The organism is Bacillus sp. JK106, assembly GCF_053663355.1.
Genome location: NZ_JBSJQC010000003.1, coordinates 696,137 through 712,292 on the forward strand (window position 1 = coordinate 696,137; position 16,156 = coordinate 712,292).

Below are 16,156 nucleotides of genomic sequence, written 5' to 3' on the forward strand. Positions count from 1 at the left end.
ATAACGCCTACCGCTTTCAACTATATGGTGTGATTTACAAATAAGAAATTTCTTCAATATCCTTAATCATCGTGCAGGCTTCTTCGAGTTCGCGGCTGTCAAACTCGTACATCATATGAAGTTCCTCCGGCTCAATGTCAATGCCGTGCATCTCGTAACCGACCTTATGAAGCGCAGCCGCCCATAAATCCGCGTTCAAAAACTTCGGCATAAAAGGGTGCAGGACGTACAGATGCCTTCTCCACAGCTCCTCGACGGCAGCGTATAATGTAGGGTTTTCATTGCCGAGCGTTTCATCAAGCACCCGAAGAACGCGATGCAAAATCGGAGCTGCATCAGGCTGAACCGTTTCACTCGGAACCGCGGTCATTGAATCGCCGAATTTTGTAATATGAACCGGCTTGCTGTAGTCATGCTCCGCCATCAGCGTCAAAATCATCGTCTTGATAAGCGGATGCGCGCCCGGATCTTGAAGAATTGTTTTTAAGAGACCCGTGTATTTTGCAATATTGCGGTCTTTAAGAGAATGAATCAGATTCATTTGTTCAGCCGGGCTGTTCAGCACTTTTTCCGCATCAAGAATGTCCTCGTATTCCTCCTCCCACGCCTCATCCTGCTGATCGGGATCGGTCATTTTGCGGCTGAATTCGAGCAGCCGGTAGAATTGCTCCGCACTTTCTGCGGGCAGCTGGTTTTCTTCCAGCACAGCTTCAATTGTGCTTTTGACTTCTTCATATTGTTTCAGCTGAATTAAAATGGTCATGTACACCTGCAGCACTGTGAAATAATGGCCGTACCCTTCATTCAGCATTTTCTCGCAAACTTGTTTTGCTTCTTCCAATTCCCCGAGTTCCAGAAAACAAATCGCCATGCCTAAATGTACGTCGGACTCGGTATCGCCGTGGCTTACCGCCTCTGAAAACAGTTCGAGGGCCTCCTCATACTGTTTATCCTTCATGGCGGCCATCCCTTTATCAACCAAGCGTTCTTTCAGACGGGGGAAAGGAATGATATCAGCTTTTTTCTTGTCATGCGTCATACTTTATTTCCTTTCAGGCGCTATTTTGTTCAAGTGTATCAACACGCGTCATGAAACACAAGAAAGGATGATGCACACGGTAAAAAAAGCCGCCGGACAGATGCCGGACAGCTTTTTTCAGGCTTGAAGCCATGAACTTCTTTTCGATTCAAACTGCTGAATGTCGTCCTCCAGCAGAAGCGTTAATGAAATTTCATCATAACCGTTAATCAGCATTTCCTTCCAGTGAGGATCGACTTCAAATGAAATCTCTTTTCCTTCACTGTCATGAATGAGCTGGTTTTCCAAATCAACCGTCATGTTAAGAGACTGATTTTCATATTGACCGGCGAGTTTTTTCCACTGATCATACGGCATACGGATGGGAAGCATACCGTTTTTAAAACAGTTTTGATGAAAAATATCGGCAAATGACGGAGCAATGATGATTTTGAAGCCGTAATCATCCAGCGCCCAAGGAGCGTGTTCACGGGATGATCCGCAGCCGAAATTCTCTCCGGCAATTAATATGGACGCGCCTTCATAGACTTTACGGTTTAATTCAAATTCAGGGTCAGGCTCACCGTTCTCAAGGTATCTCCAATCAAAAAACGCGAATCTGCCGTATCCGGTTCTTTCAATTCTTTTCAAAAACTGTTTCGGAATAATCTGGTCCGTATCGACGTTGATCCGGTTTAAGACGGCCGCTTTTCCCGTATGCGTTTTTAAAGGTTCCATCTTTTCGCGCACTCCTTACACAACTGTTTTTTCTTGATAAAACTTTCTTACATCGACGAAATGCCCGTGAATGGCCGCCATTGCCGCCATCGCCGGGCTGACAAGGTGTGTTCTCGCGCCTTTTCCCTGTCTGCCTTCGAAGTTGCGGTTGGAAGTGGAAGCGCATCGTTCCCCTTCAGGCACGACATCATTATTCATACTGAGGCACATGCTGCAGCCTGATTCTCTCCATTCAAAGCCGGCCTCGAGAAACACGCGGTGCAGCCCTTCTTCCTCGGCCTGCTGTTTCACGCTTTGAGAACCCGGCACCACAATGGCTCTGACGCTGTCGGCGACTTTTCGGCCTTTGATCATATCCGCAGCCTGGCGAAGATCGGTCATCCGCGAATTTGTACAGGAGCCGATAAACACATGCTCGACTTTAATATCTTCAATTTTTTGATTCGGTGAAATTCCCATGTATTCGTACGCGCGGATGGCTTCTTTTTTACCGTCTTCAGAATCAATCGTTTCCGGCGCCGGTATTTGGGCATCGACCGGAAGAACCATGCCGGGATTGACGCCCCATGTTACCATTGGAGAAATCTCGCTGCCGTCTAACACGATGGAATGATCGTATACGGCGCCCGGATCGGTTTTTAACGCTTTCCATTCTGCGGCGGCTTTTTCAAATTCCTCGCCTTTTGGCGCGTATTTACGGTTTTTACAGTATTCAATCGTCGTGTCATCTGGAGCGATCAGTCCCGCCCGTGCTCCCGCTTCTATTGACATATTGCAGACGGTCATGCGTTCGTCCATAGACATGTTTCTGAATACTTCCCCGGTGTATTCAATGACATATCCGGTACCGAATTTCACCCCGTATTTTCCGATGACCGACAAGATGACATCCTTCGCTGTCACTCCTTTTTGGAGCGTTCCGTCAACGCGGATTTCAAGCGTTTTCGGCCGCTGCTGCCATAATGTCTGTGTGGAAAGAACATGTTCCACCTCACTTGTGCCGATACCGAAGGCAAGCGCTCCGAACGCGCCGTGAGTCGATGTATGGCTGTCTCCGCAAACGATCGTTTTTCCCGGAAGTGTCAGACCAAGCTCAGGCCCGACTACATGAACGATCCCCTGGTCTGCGCTGTGAAGATCCGCAAGACGGACGCCGAACTCCTCGCAATTCCGTTCAAGCGCGGTTACTTGGCGCTTTGCGACTTCATCTTTAATGTCAAAACGGTTGACGGTCGGAATATTGTGGTCCATCGTCGCGAATGTGTTCTGCGGCCGTCTGACCTTTCTTCCCTTCTGCCTTAACCCTTCAAACGCCTGAGGAGACGTCACCTCATGAATGAGGTGCAGATCAATATAGAGAAGGTCGGGTTTTCCTTCACCGCTTTTTACAACATGCCGATCCCAAATCTTTTCGATGATTGTTCGAGGCATCATCTTTGTTTCCTCCCTCTACCTATGAACTAAGACCGCTTTCTTTAAAGCGTCATACTATAGATTTTGTATTCGAGCCGGCTAATGCGGCTTTTACTTTTTCAGTAATGTCATGCGTTCCGGCATATTGGCCGTCCCGGGCGATATCACGTGTACGGCTGCCGTCTGCAAGCACCTTTGCGACCGCTTTTTCCACCGCCTGCGCTTCGTTTTCAAGTCCGAAAGATGTTCTCAAAAGCATCGCCGCTGATAAAATCGCCGCAAACGGATTGGCCATCCCTTTACCGGCGATGTCAGGCGCAGATCCATGCACGGGTTCAAACAAGTGAAGACCTGAACTTGATAAACTGGCTGACGGCAGCATGCCGAGCGAGCCTGTCAGCATGGAGGCTTCATCGCTTAAAATATCGCCGAACATATTCTCAGTTACGATGACGTCAAACTGGCTCGGAGCGTAGATGAGCTGCATCGCGGCATTATCGACAAGCATATGTTCAAGCGTCACATCAGGAAATTCTTTTGCGATTTCATCTGCCGTTTCACGCCACAGTCTGCTTGAAGAAAGCACATTCGCCTTATCAACGGACGTCACTTTTCCTTTTCTGCCGGCAGCCATCTTAAAGGCTTCTCTGACAACGCGTGCGATTTCTTCTTTCTTATAAAAAAGGGTATCGACCGCTTCCTTTTCTCCCGCTTCATTGACATACTGTCTGCTCGGTTCTCCGAAGTAGAGGCCGCCCGTCAGTTCCCTGACGATTACAAAGTCGACGCCGCTGATATATTCTTTTTTCAGCGGAGACGCCTCAGACAAGCTTTCAAATACGGTCACGGGACGCAGATTCGCAAACAGGCCGAGTTTTTTTCTGATGCCGAGCAGGCCTTTTTCCGGTCTGAGCTCCGGAGGATTTTGGTCCCATTTCGGTCCGCCGACTGCCCCGAGCAGGATGGCGTCGGATCTTTCACAAAGAGCCACCGTCTCCTCAGGAAGGGGGTTTTGATGGGCGTCAATGGCCGCTCCCCCGATCAGTCCGTTTTCAAATTCAAATTCATGTCCGAATTGTTCGGCAACGCTTTTCAATACATCTGCCGCTGATTCCGCCACTTCCGGTCCGATTCCGTCACCGGGAAGCAAAGCAATGCGTTTTTTCAAATCAAACGTTCTCCTTTCTATTACGAGCCGACCGCAGTCCGTCTCTTTAATCCGTCTAAATTGCAATCCAGCACCAACTGCCGGTTCACGGCGTTCAGATAAGCTTTAGCAGAAGCTTCCAGAACATCCTGCGCGATTCCCCGCCCTGATGTTTCTTTTCCGTTCACGGTCACTCTGACATAAACTTGAGCCAGCGCGTCTTCGCCTTTCCGGTTGGATTGGATGCGGTAGTCTGTCAGTTCAATATTTTTATCGATGCAGCGCCCGAGCGTATTATAAACGGCTTCTACGCTGCCCGCCCCCGTTGCCGCCTCTTGCATCAGCTGTTCGTTTTCCTGATTTTTTAAAGAGACTGTTGCAGTCGGAACCTGAGACGTCCCGTAATGCACTTGCAGAGACAGAAATTCATAGCCGATTTTTTTGTCCGTCACTTTTTCTTCTAAAATAAGAGAAATCAAGTCATCATCGGTGATTTCTTTTTTCTTTTCGGTCAGTTCTTTAAACATCGTAAAAAATTTATTGATTTCCTCACTATCAAACTGGAATCCAAGCGCATTCAGGCGGTCTTTGAACGCATGGCGTCCGGAATGCTTTCCGAGTACGAGCGCATCAGCAGTCACGCCGACAAGTTCCGGTGAAATGATTTCATATGTTGATTTTTCTTTCAGGAAACCGTCTTGGTGAATGCCGGATTCATGTGCGAAAGCGTTATCTCCGACGATTGCTTTATTGCGGGGAACGGCCATGCCCGTCAGTTTGCTGACAAGATCACTCGTCCGCTTCAATTCATGAAGATTGAGAGATGAATCGGCTTGATGCGCGTCATTTCTGACATGAAGCGCAACGGCGATTTCCTCTAGCGCGGCGTTCCCGGCTCTTTCTCCTATGCCGTTAATGGCGCATTCAATTTGATCAGCGCCGTTCTCAATTGCCGAAAGTGAGTTGGCAACCGCCATTCCGAGATCATCGTGGCAATGGGCTGAGAGCTTTACCCGGCTGATATTCGGAACGTGTTCCTTCATATATTTAAAGATGTTTCCGTATTCAGCAGGCGTCAGGTAACCTACAGTGTCCGGCAGGTTGATGACGCTCGCGCCGGCATCAATCACTTTTTCCACGATTTCAGCCAGAAACGGAAGTTCGGTGCGGCATGCATCTTCTGCCGACCATTGAACGATCGGAAAGCGTTCTTTTGCATACTTCACCATTTCAACCGCTTTTTCCTTAACCTCTTCCCGCGTCATTTTCAGCTTATGCTTCAGATGAATGTCAGAGGTGGCGATAAAGATGTGAATGCGCGGGCTGACCCCGTCTTTCAGCGCTTCCCAGGCTGCGTCAATGTCACCTTTGACAGATCGGGCAAGCCCTGTTACCGAACAATTTTTAATCGTTCTTGCGATTTCCTGCACGGCTAAAAAATCACCTCGGGATGAAGCGGGAAATCCCGCTTCAATAATGTCCACCCCGAGTCTTTCAAGCTGCTTGGCTATCGCCAGTTTCTCCCGGGAATTGAGGTTGACCCCGGGAGATTGTTCACCGTCACGAAGGGTCGTGTCGAAAACATTAATTTTGCGCAACGGAGACCACCGCTTCCTTCTTCTTGCCTTGTTTGACAAACGGCATCATTTCACGAAGCTGTCTGCCGACCTTTTCAATCTGATGCTCGTTTTCGCTTGCATTGATCGCATTGAAACGAGGACGGTTCACTTGGTTTTCCACGATCCATTCTTTTGCGAATGTACCGTTTTGAATATCCGTTAATACTTGTTTCATCGATTCTTTTACCTTTGCATCAACTACGCGCGGTCCTGATACAAAGTCTCCCCATTGAGCCGTATCGGAGATAGAGTATCTCATGCCGGCCAACCCTTCTTCATACATCAAGTCTACGATCAGCTTCAGTTCGTGCAGACACTCGAAGTATGCGAGTTCAGGCTGGTAGCCGGCTTCTGTCAGCGTTTCAAAACCCGCTTTGACAAGCGCCGTTAAACCTCCGCACAGAACAGCCTGCTCACCGAACAAATCTGTTTCCGTTTCTTCCTTAAATGTTGTTTCAAGAACCCCCGCACGCGCTCCGCCGATTCCTTTTGCATAAGCAAGAGCCGTATCTTTCGCTTCGCCTGATACATCCTGGTAGATGGCAAACAATGCCGGTACGCCCGCGCCTTGTTCATATGTTCTTCTGACAAGGTGTCCCGGTCCTTTAGGGGCGACAAGGAATACATCCACATCAGCAGGAGGCACGATCTGATGGAAATGGACGTTAAATCCGTGTGCGAATACCAATGACTTGCCCGCCGTCAATTCATCTTTGATTTCAGCTTCATATACTTTTTGCTGCTGTTCATCCGGAAGAAGAACCATAATGATATCAGCCTGCGCAGCCGCTTCTCTTACCGAAAAGACTTGATGACCGTCTTCTTGGGCCTGTGTAAATGATTTGCCTTGTCTGACGCCGACAATGACATCAATTCCGCTTTCTTTTAAGTTCAGCGCGTGTGCATGACCTTGTGAACCGTAACCGATAATCGCTACTTTTTTACCTGCCAATACGTTCTCTTTGATATCACCGTTATAATATACTTTTACCATTTTAATCTCTCCCTTTTTTGTGTTATACAATTGAAATTGTTTTATTGGATGACGCCCTCTGCTGGGTTCCCCTCGCAAAAGCCGTTGTGCCCGTTCTCGCGATTTCTTTAATTCCGTAAGGTTTGAGAAGCTCTATGAGCGCTTCGATTTTATTAGATTCGCCGGTAACCTGAACGACGATGCTGTCTCTTGAGACATCAACGACAGAAGCTCTGAACGGCTCAATGATTCCATTGATTTCCGTTCTGGCCGACGGTGCGGAAACAACTTTGATTAATGCCAGCTCACGCTGTACAATCGATTGGTTTGTAATATCCGTCACTTTCAGGACGTCAATTTGTTTGTTAAGCTGCTTTGTCAGCTGCTCTACGTCATTTTCGCCTTCCACATGGACGACAAATGTAATCCTTGAAACACCGCTTGTTTCCGTGTGGCCTACAGTGATGCTTTCGATATTATAGTGTCTTTTTGTAAACAGGCCGGTGATCCGGTTTAATACTCCCGAGCGGTTGACCACCGTTAATGTGATAATGCGTTTCAAGGTTTCACCCCCACCATTTCATGAAGTCCTTTACCCGGCGCGATCATCGGGAATACTTTCTCGCTTTTGGCGACCCGGACGTCAATAACGGCCGGTTCTTTTGATGAAAGCGCCTTTTTAAGCTCTTCTTCCGCCTCTTCTTCCGATGAAATCCGGACGCCTTTAATGCCGTAGGCTTCTGACAATTTGACAAAGTCAGGCTGCGCCGAGAATTTGGATTCAGAATAGCGTTCTTCATAGAAGATTTCCTGCCACTGTCTGACCATGCCCAGACATTCGTTGTTCAAGATAACCACTTTGACAGGAAGATTCAGCTGCCGGATGACATCTAATTCCTGAAGGGTCATCTGAAAACCGCCGTCTCCGAGGATGGCAACGACCGTGGCGTTACGATCGGCCAACTGCGCACCGATAGCCGCCGGAAGGCCGAAGCCCATTGTGCCGAGTCCCCCCGAGGTAACCCACTTATCAGCCTTTCGGAAAGGATAAAACTGAGCCGCCCACATCTGGTGCTGGCCGACATCCGTCGCCACAATCGCCTCACCGTTTGTGAATTGGTGAATATACTCAATCAGCTTTTGGGGTTTCAAGCCTTCTTCACTGTCGTCTGTATACCAAAGCGGATATTCTTCTTTCCATTCTGAAAGCTGCTGTTTCCATTCCTCTGTCTGTCCCTGTTTTCCGTTTTGCTTCAATAATTCCTGAAGGACGATTTTACTGTCGCCGACCACCGGAATCTGCGTTTCAATAATTTTTCCGATTTCAGCAGGATCAATATCGATATGCGCTACTTTGGCCGTTTTTGCAAAATGCTTCAGATTTCCGGTCACGCGGTCATCAAACCGCGCTCCTATGCTGATCAGCAAGTCACAGTGATAAAGCGCCATATTCGCTGTGTATGTGCCGTGCATCCCCGCCATTCCCAGAAAAAGAGGATGGTCTGCCGGGAAACCGCCCAGACCGAGAAGCGTGTGCGCTACCGGAATTTGCTGCTGTTCGGCATAATTTTTTAAATCTTCTGAAGCTTTACCGTGCAAAACACCCGCTCCGGCTAAAATAACCGGCTTTTTCGCACTGCTGACAGCTTCCACGAGCTTTCGGATCTGCAGATAGTTAGGCTCTTTTACCGGCTGATAACCCGGAAGATTGATCTCGTGATCATATCTGAATTCTCCTTCAAATGCTGCGACATCCTTCGGTATATCAATTAATACCGGGCCCGGTCTTCCCGTCGTGGCAATATGGAACGCCTCTTTAATCACACGAGGGAGATCTTCCGGACGGCGGACTTGGTAGCTGTGTTTCGTAATCGGCATCGTAATTCCTAAAATGTCGGCTTCCTGGAAAGCGTCGCTGCCAATGACCGAAGTGGCCACCTGACCGGTAAACACCACGAGCGGCAGTGAATCAATCATCGCATCCGCAAGACCGGTAACTAAATTTGTCGCTCCGGGTCCGGAGGTAGCAATCACAACCCCCGGCTTTCCGGAGACTCTCGCATACCCTTCTGCCGCATGAATCGCGCCTTGCTCGTGGCGGGGCAGGATGTGAACCAATCCTGATTGATACAGTTTATCGTAAATCGGAAGGACGGCTCCCCCCGGATAGCCGAAGATCATCTCGACATTTTCTTTCTTTAATGATTCAATCAGCATCAGAGCCCCGTTCATTGTTTTTGTACAATCGGCAGACAAAGAATCCGCCTGTACATTTGTGCCCATTTTCAGTTCCTCCTTTTCAATGTTCCCTTCTAAAATCCAATTCATAAAACTCAGCGCCGGCTGACGCAAATAAAAAAGCCTTCCCACCCACATTCAGCCAAGCATTTCATGCGATAGCCAAAAGGGGCGAAAAGGCTTTGCTCTCCGCGGTACCACCCTTGTTTACGGTCATATGCAGACCGTCTCATGGATAATGATTATCCGTTTTGATAACGAGTAAACATTGCGTTCACTCGGCCGAGTCCTACTCTTTACATTTCAGACCGGCACTCTGAGGGGAGTTCACTTTGATTTGTTTTACCGGCTCTCAGCGTTACCGGCTCTCTGTGAAAAACTTCAGCAAAGCTACTTATCCTCTTCTGCGCTTTTTATTATGGCAGCTCTTTTATTAAAAAAGAACCTTCATTTGTTTGTTTTTTCAGTGTTTTATGATTTTTCTTTTTAGCGTGAATCATTTATTTATTTTTGTTTGAACTCATATTACGCCCGTTTGCAGACAGTGTCAACAGCATTTTTATAATTATTAGACAATTTAGATTAATCAATCTACTTTGTATACGCTTTCATTACTGGTACAAAGGGATCTGTAAATATTAAAAGTTTTTATCATTTTTTTATTAATCTCTCAAGATTACATGAAATTTTTCCGTTCATATACGAATATGTCACATTTTATTACGCGATTTTTCTCTGTCCTTCCGGCATGCTTGTCAGATATTCCGTTCGATTGAACAGGCTCTTTATACAGACATACGCATACACTGTTCTTATCTCGTAAGAAATGAGTGATGTCATGAATAAGATGTTATCAGGCATGCAGGGCCTGCCTCCTGGATTTCCGCCTTTACCGGTCTTACCGCCGCAATCTTACTATCCTCCGGCCCCGATGCATACAGCACCATATCAAGGCGGCCCTTCTTTTCAGCAGGGATTTCCGCCATCCGGATACGGACAGCAGACCCCGCAAAGCACGCTGTCATTCGCCGGACAGCAATTCGTTCCGTACCCTTATACATCCGGGTACTACGGCCAAACCTTCAGTGACGTCGGCGGAAGCCTCGGCGCCGGGGCACATCCCGGCGCGCTCGGAGGCGGTTTCAGCGGCCATGCCGGGGGCTTCAGCGCTCCGAGCGGATTCAGATGATACAAAAACCGGTCTCACACGGCCGGTTTCTTTTCTTATTCACAGAGTATAACGGTCATTCCACTGATTCATTTCCTGCTCCGTATAGTAATCAGCCCTTGAAACCTCAACAATGATTAAACCGCATTGAGTGATTAAAAATTGTTTCAGTTCCTCAAACAGCTCGTCTTTTCCGCAAAAGATCGTTTCTATATTGTGATTTTTATATGCAAATGCGTACTTCAAAAGCTAATTCCTCCTGCTGTCTTTCTAACAATCACCGACAAAACGTATGATAGAAATCAGATAATTTATCACTCAAGGGCGCCTTAAGTATCTTTATACATATATTTATTACGGTAAATATTACATTAAGTTTCATTTATATTAAAATTACTTTACAATTTTCATCAAATACGGAACTTTTGTTTCGTAAAATAAAAATAAAATACAAAAAAAACCTCAAACCCATTGTCAGGGCTTGAGGTTTTTTATACGTCCCAGGAGAGATTCGAACTCCCGACCGACGGCTTAGAAGGCCGTTGCTCTATCCGGCTGAGCTACTGGGACATGAAAAACAAATATCTGCTGATCATTTTACCATGATATCAGCGAATTGACAATATAGTCATCCGATAAAAAAGGCCAGCGGCATCAGTTTTCACTCTGATGTCACCAGCTCTTTTTTTGTACGTCCCAGGAGAGATTCGAACTCCCGACCGACGGCTTAGAAGGCCGTTGCTCTATCCAGCTGAGCTACTGGGACAGCTTTTGCTTTATGTATCAGCGACAAGATTTATTATATACAGGTTCAAATCATAAGTCAATATTTTTTTAAAAACTTTTGATGGGGAAGAATGAAATCTCCCCCATCACTTGTTAAAAACTGATTGTATTCCCCAAGTCCTTCAATTCCCGACCCGTTTCGTCGTAAAATGTCACGGCGCCTTCTCTTTCTGTAAGAGTAAGAATGGCATAGCTTTTCACATTGCGGACTCTCGGAAGACGGATGCTGCCCGGATTAATCAAAAGCTTGCCCCGAAGCACTTCACTCCCGGCAATATGTGAGTGGCCGAAGCAGACGATATCCGCCCCAAGCTCTTCCGCCCGGTAAAAAACAGTTAAAAGTGACTGTTTAATGCCGTGAAGATGCCCGTGAACGGCCAGAATTTTCTTTGAGCCGGAGTCCAGAAGGAGTTCATCCTGAAACCCGCCGCCAAAGTCGCAATTGCCTTTTACCGTGTGATACGGCGTGAGCGCCGGATGTGCGGCGTCAAGCTCTGAATCACCGCAATGAATCATCAGATCCGCTTCGTCTTCGTGCCGCTTTGCAATCGTCTCCAGCTCGTCTTCAAGGCCGTGACTGTCACTTATTATCAGCACTTTCATTGCATACGCTCCCCCTTATGAATCAAGCAGCTTTGACAGTTTCTTGAGCGCCTCAGCCCTGTGGCTGATTTTGTTTTTCTCAGCGCTTGTCAGCTGGGCCATGGTTTTATCTTTATCTTTTACAATAAAAATGGGATCATAGCCGAACCCGTTATCTCCCTCGGGTCCTTCCGCAATATACCCTTCAACATGACCTTCGACCGTTTTTGTTTCCTGCCCCGGCATGCTGACGGCAAGGGCGCAGCGGAAACGGGCCGTGCGCTGCTCTTTTTCGATGCCTTTTAATTCTGACAGCACCTTGTCCATATTCGCCTTATCATCTTTTGCTTCTCCGGCATAACGGGCTGAATAAACGCCCGGTCTGCCTCCAAGGTTGTCCACTGATAAACCGGAGTCGTCTGCAATGACCATTTTGTTGACGGCTTTTGCCACGGCTTCCGCTTTTAAGATGGCGTTTTCTTCAAAGGTATGTCCGGTTTCCTCAATTTCTTCCATAAATCCGATTTCCGCCAAAGAAGAGACGCTGTAGCCTTTCGGTTCGAGTATTTCCTTAAATTCTTTCACTTTTCCCTGATTGTGTGTCGCAATAATGGCTTCTTTCACGCTGATCAGGCCTCTCTTTCTTATTTCAGTTCAGGCAATGTTTCTCCGAGCACTTCTTTTTGCTTTTGAATAAGCGTCTGGATTCCTTTTTCGGCAAGGCTTAACAGTCCGTTTAAATCTTCACGGGAGAATGTGGCTTCTTCGCCCGTCCCTTGAAGCTCTACAAAACGTCCGCTTCCCGTCATGATGATATTCATGTCGACTTCAGCAGCCGAATCCTCTTCATAATTCAGATCCAAAAGAAGGCCTTCTTCTTTATCCATCCCCACAGAAATGGCCGCGAGATAATCTGTCACAGGAGAGGTTTTGATAACGCCGCTTTTTACGAGTTTGCCGGTCGCAATGGCCATTGCCAAGAATGCGCCGGTAATGGAAGCCGTTCTTGTTCCGCCGTCAGCTTGAATGACGTCACAGTCGATCCAGATCGTCCGTTCGCCGAGCTTCTCCAAATCAACGACGGCCCGGAGCGCGCGCCCGATCAGCCGCTGAATTTCCATCGTTCTGCCGGAGACCTTTCCTTTTGAAGATTCTCTTATCGTTCTTTGATTCGTCGCGCGGGGAAGCATGCTGTATTCCGCTGTGATCCAGCCTTTTCCTCCGCCGCGTAAAAATGGCGGCACCCGGTCTTCCACAGATGCATTACAGATGACCTTTGTATTTCCCGCTGTAATTAAAACAGAGCCTTCCGGGTGAGTGATAAAATCCAAATCAAATGTGATAGGGCGCAGCTCATCGTGCTGTCTTCCGTCGTGTCTCATATTTTACCTCCGATTATATGTACATAAACCTTTTGTTCCGGATTGTGAATAAAGAAAGAGGCAGCCGGAACGCTAACCTCTTTTTTACTAGTATATCAAAAATCGCAAATTAAAAACTACCCGTATTCACTTGTGCCGGCCTCGAAACAGGTTTTGAAAGGGATTCTCCTTTTTCATTCACCAGTTCTGATTTTCCGTTTACTTTTATAGAAACACTTTTAATCGACGGCTGTTCGGTTAACGTGAGAACGATGCTGTCCAGTACGCCCGATGACACCATTTTTGTTTTTTCGTCGGCGCTTCCGTAAATAGAGCTGTTAAAGTCCAGTGTAACCTGGCCGTCTTTCACTTTCGGCTTGCTGAGAAGCTTAACATCGTTGTTAAAGTCCGTCAAAAGCCCGCTTGCTTTGCCCGGTCCGTCGGTGAGCTGTTCAACGGCAGCGGTGATGTCATTTGTTTCCGAATTGTCAATCCGCTTTGTAACAGGCACGTAGTATTCGCTTGTCTCTGTTTCCGCCAGATAATATACAGTCAGCGGATGGGTGTCTGTCAGATCATTCACTCCGGCCGTTTCAATATTAATCCCGTCTTTTCTGCTTAAGTCGCCCGTAATCGGCGTGCCGCCCACCGGCATTTCTTTCAATTCGTGCCCGTTGATTCTGATTTTGACTTTATCTATTGAGCTGAATTGGGTAAGCGTCCATGTAATCGATTGCAGGATTTTTTGTTCGTCTTCTTTTTTATAGTTTTTAAATTCCTTCGAAAAATCAGCGACGGCAGTGCCGTCTTTTTTAATATCGACATTTACCGTCGTATCCGCAGGGAGCACCGCTCTGAAGCCGTTCGGCAGGATTTCTGATACAGGCCCTCCCTGAACCAAGTACTCAAGGGCCTGCTTTGCGGTTCCCTCACTGTTCGGAAGAGGCAGTGTCTGTGCTGCGACATAGCCGTTTTTATCAATCAGATACAGCTCTCGCATGACTGTATTGGCCGGCTGGTCGGCTTTAGAAGTGCCGTTTTTCTCTGACTGCTTTGGTTTTGCCTGAATTCCCGCTTCATCCTTTACATATGAAATGTCTTGAGGCGGGTCAATTTCCCCGGCTGTTTTATCGGATTGAAACAAACCGCATCCAGATAACACAAAAGCCGAAGTAAGACATGTTGCAGCAATGACTGCAGGTCCTTTTTTCAGCATACTTTTCCCTCCTAAGGCTGTTTGTACTATGATGTATACGAGCCCTGTCCGGGAAATAGACCGGGAAGCGCAAAAAAACCCGCTGTAAACAGCGGGTTTTTTGATTTATTTTCTGACCGGCTCTTGAAGGGAGATGCACTCGACATGGCCGATTTCGTGGCCGAACCAGTCTTCGGCAATTTTTGCGAAGCCGTTCCGCTCTCCCGTTGTAAGAAATTGATGCTCCGGTGCATGTTTCGATTGGTTTAACAAACCTTTATAAGACAAGATGGTGCTCACTTCTCTCGCCGTCTCGTCTCCGGAGGAAATGATTTTCACATGCTCTCCCATATAATTCTGAATCGGGTCTTTTAAAATCGGATAATGCGTACATCCTAAAATCAAGGTGTCAATTGATGTACCTTTTAAAGGTTCAAGCGATGCTTCAACCGCTTCCTCCGCTGATTCCTGAAGAAACCGTCCGCTTTCCACAAACGGCACGAGCAGCGGACAAGCCGTGTTCTCAACTTGAAGTTCTGCGTTTAACCCGAGCAGCGCCTGCTCATACGCTCTGCTTTTAATGGTATTGACCGTGCCGATGACGCCGATATGCTGGTTTTTCGTGACCTTTATCGCCGTTCTCGCACCCGGCTGAATGACGCCGACAACCGGAATATCCGTTTTGCGCTGAATATCCTCCAAGGCAATGGCCGTTGCCGTATTGCAGGCGATCACGAGCATTTTGATATGGTGGTTTTCCAGCAGGTAATCGGTCATTTCCCACGTGTATTGAAGAACTTCTTCTTCAGGACGCGGGCCGTACGGGCAGCGTTTTGTATCTCCCACATAGATGATATTTTCCTTCGGTAGCTGTCTCATGATTTCCTTAGCAACGGTTAACCCGCCAACCCCGGAATCAATGACTCCTATCGGCTGTTCCAACAAAATCGCCTCATTTTCTTTTCATTTCATGCTGCAGTTTCAATAATGATTTTTCGAAAGCGGCTGTTTCTTCTTCGGAAAATGTCGCAAACATATCCCGCAAATAAGCCTGTCTTTTCAAAATCACTTCTTGGATAATGCGCTCTCCTTCAGCGAGAAGATGAATTCTGACGACCCGTCTGTCAGCCGGGTCTTTGACCCGCTCGACAAGCTTATTTTTTTCCATGCGGTCTATCAGATCCGTCGTCGTGCTGCAAGCCAAATACATTTTGCCTGATAATTCGCCTATTGTCATATCCCCCAATTCATAAAGCCATTGAAGCCCCACGAATTGCGGCGGTGTAATTGCATATTGGTTAAGGATTTCTCTTCCTTTTTGTTTAATGATCGCAGCGATATGGCGGAGTGATTTTTCGATATCCGCAACATGCTCTACAGATTTTGATGTCATTTGTCCATCCCTCACTCAAGGATCTTTCTGGGCTATGCGCTCCGTGTCTATTTTCCTTCTTTTTTTAAGAAAATGCAAGACTGACGGAGAAAAAGGAAAAACCGGGATTTTCACCGCATGCCCATCAGCCCGGGCGCCAACGCAAATAACCGGCTCCTTCTCGTAAAGAAGGAAAACCGGCAAGAATCAGAGCTCTAGCTCACCCATTCTAAGAAGCTCGACAACAGCTTGCGAACGCCCTTTCACACCTAACTTCTGCATGGCATTTGAAATGTGATTCCGTACAGTTTTTTCACTGATAAATAGCTCGCTTGCAATTTCCTTTGTTGTCTTGTCTTGAACGAGCAATTCGAATACTTCTCTTTCTCTTTTGGTCAGCAGCGGCTTTGATTGAAAATCTTTCTCCTTCAAGTATTGTAACCCTCCTTGCTAAGGTGAGAGCGAATCTGAAACGAATGGGTTTATATAGTCAAGATATCATATGTAAAGGGCGCTTCGGAGGTGACGTCTCTTAGAGAAATAGTT

The 16,156-nt window shown here is 47.2% G+C and carries 17 protein-coding genes, 2 tRNA genes and 1 other annotated feature; of the genes, 1 reads left to right on the forward strand and 18 read right to left on the reverse strand.

Going from position 1 to position 16,156, the window contains the following annotated elements; all coding sequences use genetic code 11:
• Window positions 1-34 precede the first annotated feature (34 nt).
• The 8 genes from ddcA to ilvB all read right to left on the reverse strand — a co-directional run bounded on the left by ddcA (window position 35) and on the right by ilvB (window position 9,191).
• Window positions 35-1,039 (reverse strand): DNA damage checkpoint antagonist DdcA, encoded by a 1,005-nt coding sequence (ddcA, locus tag ACWJJS_RS13945; RefSeq protein WP_070082174.1) that lies wholly within the window; start codon window positions 1,037-1,039, stop codon window positions 35-37.
• A gap of 117 nt (window positions 1,040-1,156) precedes the next feature.
• On the reverse strand, window positions 1,157-1,756 hold the full coding sequence (gene leuD / locus ACWJJS_RS13950) for a 3-isopropylmalate dehydratase small subunit (RefSeq protein WP_007408146.1): 600 nt from the start codon (window positions 1,754-1,756) through the stop codon (window positions 1,157-1,159).
• A gap of 15 nt (window positions 1,757-1,771) precedes the next feature.
• Complete coding sequence (gene leuC, locus ACWJJS_RS13955; protein WP_007408145.1) at window positions 1,772-3,190, reverse strand: 3-isopropylmalate dehydratase large subunit; 1,419 nt, start codon at window positions 3,188-3,190, stop codon at window positions 1,772-1,774.
• A gap of 49 nt (window positions 3,191-3,239) precedes the next feature.
• Window positions 3,240-4,337 carry a 3-isopropylmalate dehydrogenase gene (gene leuB, locus ACWJJS_RS13960; RefSeq protein ID WP_003152604.1) on the reverse strand — a complete coding sequence of 366 codons (1,098 nt, stop codon included), beginning with the start codon at window positions 4,335-4,337 and terminating at the stop codon, window positions 3,240-3,242.
• Between the two features lie 20 nt (window positions 4,338-4,357).
• A complete protein-coding gene (locus tag ACWJJS_RS13965) occupies window positions 4,358-5,914 on the reverse strand; it encodes a 2-isopropylmalate synthase (RefSeq protein ID WP_060657399.1) in 1,557 nt (518 codons plus the stop codon).
• A complete protein-coding gene (ilvC, locus tag ACWJJS_RS13970; RefSeq protein ID WP_007408142.1) occupies window positions 5,901-6,929 on the reverse strand; it encodes a ketol-acid reductoisomerase in 1,029 nt (342 codons plus the stop codon). The genes ACWJJS_RS13965 and ilvC overlap by 14 nt, the downstream gene beginning before the upstream one ends.
• Window positions 6,930-6,951: 22 nt before the next feature.
• Window positions 6,952-7,470 carry an acetolactate synthase small subunit gene (gene ilvN, locus ACWJJS_RS13975; RefSeq protein WP_454023655.1) on the reverse strand — a complete coding sequence of 173 codons (519 nt, stop codon included), beginning with the start codon at window positions 7,468-7,470 and terminating at the stop codon, window positions 6,952-6,954.
• On the reverse strand, window positions 7,467-9,191 hold the full coding sequence (gene ilvB / locus ACWJJS_RS13980) for an acetolactate synthase large subunit (RefSeq protein ID WP_454023656.1): 1,725 nt from the start codon (window positions 9,189-9,191) through the stop codon (window positions 7,467-7,469). The genes ilvN and ilvB overlap by 4 nt, the downstream gene beginning before the upstream one ends.
• A gap of 119 nt (window positions 9,192-9,310) precedes the next feature.
• Window positions 9,311-9,562: a binding site (T-box leader), on the reverse strand.
• A gap of 422 nt (window positions 9,563-9,984) precedes the next feature.
• Here ilvB and ACWJJS_RS13985 point away from each other — a divergent pair.
• Window positions 9,985-10,335: a hypothetical protein gene (locus ACWJJS_RS13985; protein WP_014305527.1), complete on the forward strand. Its 351-nt coding sequence runs from the start codon at window positions 9,985-9,987 to the stop codon at window positions 10,333-10,335.
• A 39-nt stretch (window positions 10,336-10,374) separates the two neighbouring features.
• Here the strand turns inward: ACWJJS_RS13985 and ACWJJS_RS13990 are convergent, their stop codons facing one another.
• The 10 genes from ACWJJS_RS13990 to gerE all read right to left on the reverse strand — a co-directional run bounded on the left by ACWJJS_RS13990 (window position 10,375) and on the right by gerE (window position 16,042).
• The gene (locus ACWJJS_RS13990; protein ID WP_007408136.1) at window positions 10,375-10,560 is read right to left on the reverse strand and encodes a hypothetical protein; all 186 of its coding nucleotides are present in this window, start codon (window positions 10,558-10,560) and stop codon (window positions 10,375-10,377) included.
• Window positions 10,561-10,810: 250 nt separating this feature from the next.
• Window positions 10,811-10,884: transfer RNA gene (locus tag ACWJJS_RS13995), tRNA-Arg, on the reverse strand.
• Window positions 10,885-11,006: 122 nt separating this feature from the next.
• Window positions 11,007-11,080: transfer RNA gene (locus tag ACWJJS_RS14000), tRNA-Arg, on the reverse strand.
• 113 nt (window positions 11,081-11,193) lie between these two features.
• The gene (locus tag ACWJJS_RS14005) at window positions 11,194-11,703 is read right to left on the reverse strand and encodes a YfcE family phosphodiesterase (RefSeq protein ID WP_077722662.1); all 510 of its coding nucleotides are present in this window, start codon (window positions 11,701-11,703) and stop codon (window positions 11,194-11,196) included.
• Between the two features lie 15 nt (window positions 11,704-11,718).
• Window positions 11,719-12,315 carry an XTP/dITP diphosphatase gene (locus tag ACWJJS_RS14010; RefSeq protein WP_102421645.1) on the reverse strand — a complete coding sequence of 199 codons (597 nt, stop codon included), beginning with the start codon at window positions 12,313-12,315 and terminating at the stop codon, window positions 11,719-11,721.
• A gap of 11 nt (window positions 12,316-12,326) precedes the next feature.
• The gene (gene rph, locus ACWJJS_RS14015) at window positions 12,327-13,064 is read right to left on the reverse strand and encodes a ribonuclease PH (RefSeq protein ID WP_003152583.1); all 738 of its coding nucleotides are present in this window, start codon (window positions 13,062-13,064) and stop codon (window positions 12,327-12,329) included.
• Window positions 13,065-13,173: 109 nt separating this feature from the next.
• On the reverse strand, window positions 13,174-14,259 hold the full coding sequence (locus ACWJJS_RS14020) for a GerMN domain-containing protein (RefSeq protein ID WP_003152582.1): 1,086 nt from the start codon (window positions 14,257-14,259) through the stop codon (window positions 13,174-13,176).
• 105 nt (window positions 14,260-14,364) lie between these two features.
• On the reverse strand, window positions 14,365-15,183 hold the full coding sequence (gene racE / locus ACWJJS_RS14025) for a glutamate racemase (RefSeq protein ID WP_012118125.1): 819 nt from the start codon (window positions 15,181-15,183) through the stop codon (window positions 14,365-14,367).
• Between the two features lie 7 nt (window positions 15,184-15,190).
• Window positions 15,191-15,631 carry a MarR family winged helix-turn-helix transcriptional regulator gene (locus ACWJJS_RS14030; protein ID WP_003152580.1) on the reverse strand — a complete coding sequence of 147 codons (441 nt, stop codon included), beginning with the start codon at window positions 15,629-15,631 and terminating at the stop codon, window positions 15,191-15,193.
• A gap of 186 nt (window positions 15,632-15,817) precedes the next feature.
• Window positions 15,818-16,042, reverse strand: coding sequence for a spore germination transcription factor GerE (gene gerE, locus ACWJJS_RS14035; protein ID WP_003152579.1), 225 nt, complete (start codon window positions 16,040-16,042; stop codon window positions 15,818-15,820).
• Window positions 16,043-16,156 lie beyond the last annotated feature (114 nt).

Coding starts and splice junctions, on each gene's coding strand:
- ACWJJS_RS14005 (WP_077722662.1), bottom strand. CDS start 11,703: ATGAAAGTGCTGATAATAAGTGACAGTCACGGCCTTGAAGACGAGCTG.
- ACWJJS_RS14030 (WP_003152580.1), bottom strand. CDS start 15,631: ATGACATCAAAATCTGTAGAGCATGTTGCGGATATCGAAAAATCACTC.
- leuD (WP_007408146.1), bottom strand. CDS start 1,756: ATGGAACCTTTAAAAACGCATACGGGAAAAGCGGCCGTCTTAAACCGG.
- leuC (WP_007408145.1), bottom strand. CDS start 3,190: ATGATGCCTCGAACAATCATCGAAAAGATTTGGGATCGGCATGTTGTA.
- ddcA (WP_070082174.1), bottom strand. CDS start 1,039: ATGACGCATGACAAGAAAAAAGCTGATATCATTCCTTTCCCCCGTCTG.
- ilvB (WP_454023656.1), bottom strand. CDS start 9,191: ATGGGCACAAATGTACAGGCGGATTCTTTGTCTGCCGATTGTACAAAA.
- ACWJJS_RS14020 (WP_003152582.1), bottom strand. CDS start 14,259: ATGCTGAAAAAAGGACCTGCAGTCATTGCTGCAACATGTCTTACTTCG.
- ACWJJS_RS13985 (WP_014305527.1), top strand. CDS start 9,985: ATGAATAAGATGTTATCAGGCATGCAGGGCCTGCCTCCTGGATTTCCG.
- ilvC (WP_007408142.1), bottom strand. CDS start 6,929: ATGGTAAAAGTATATTATAACGGTGATATCAAAGAGAACGTATTGGCA.
- rph (WP_003152583.1), bottom strand. CDS start 13,064: ATGAGACACGACGGAAGACAGCACGATGAGCTGCGCCCTATCACATTT.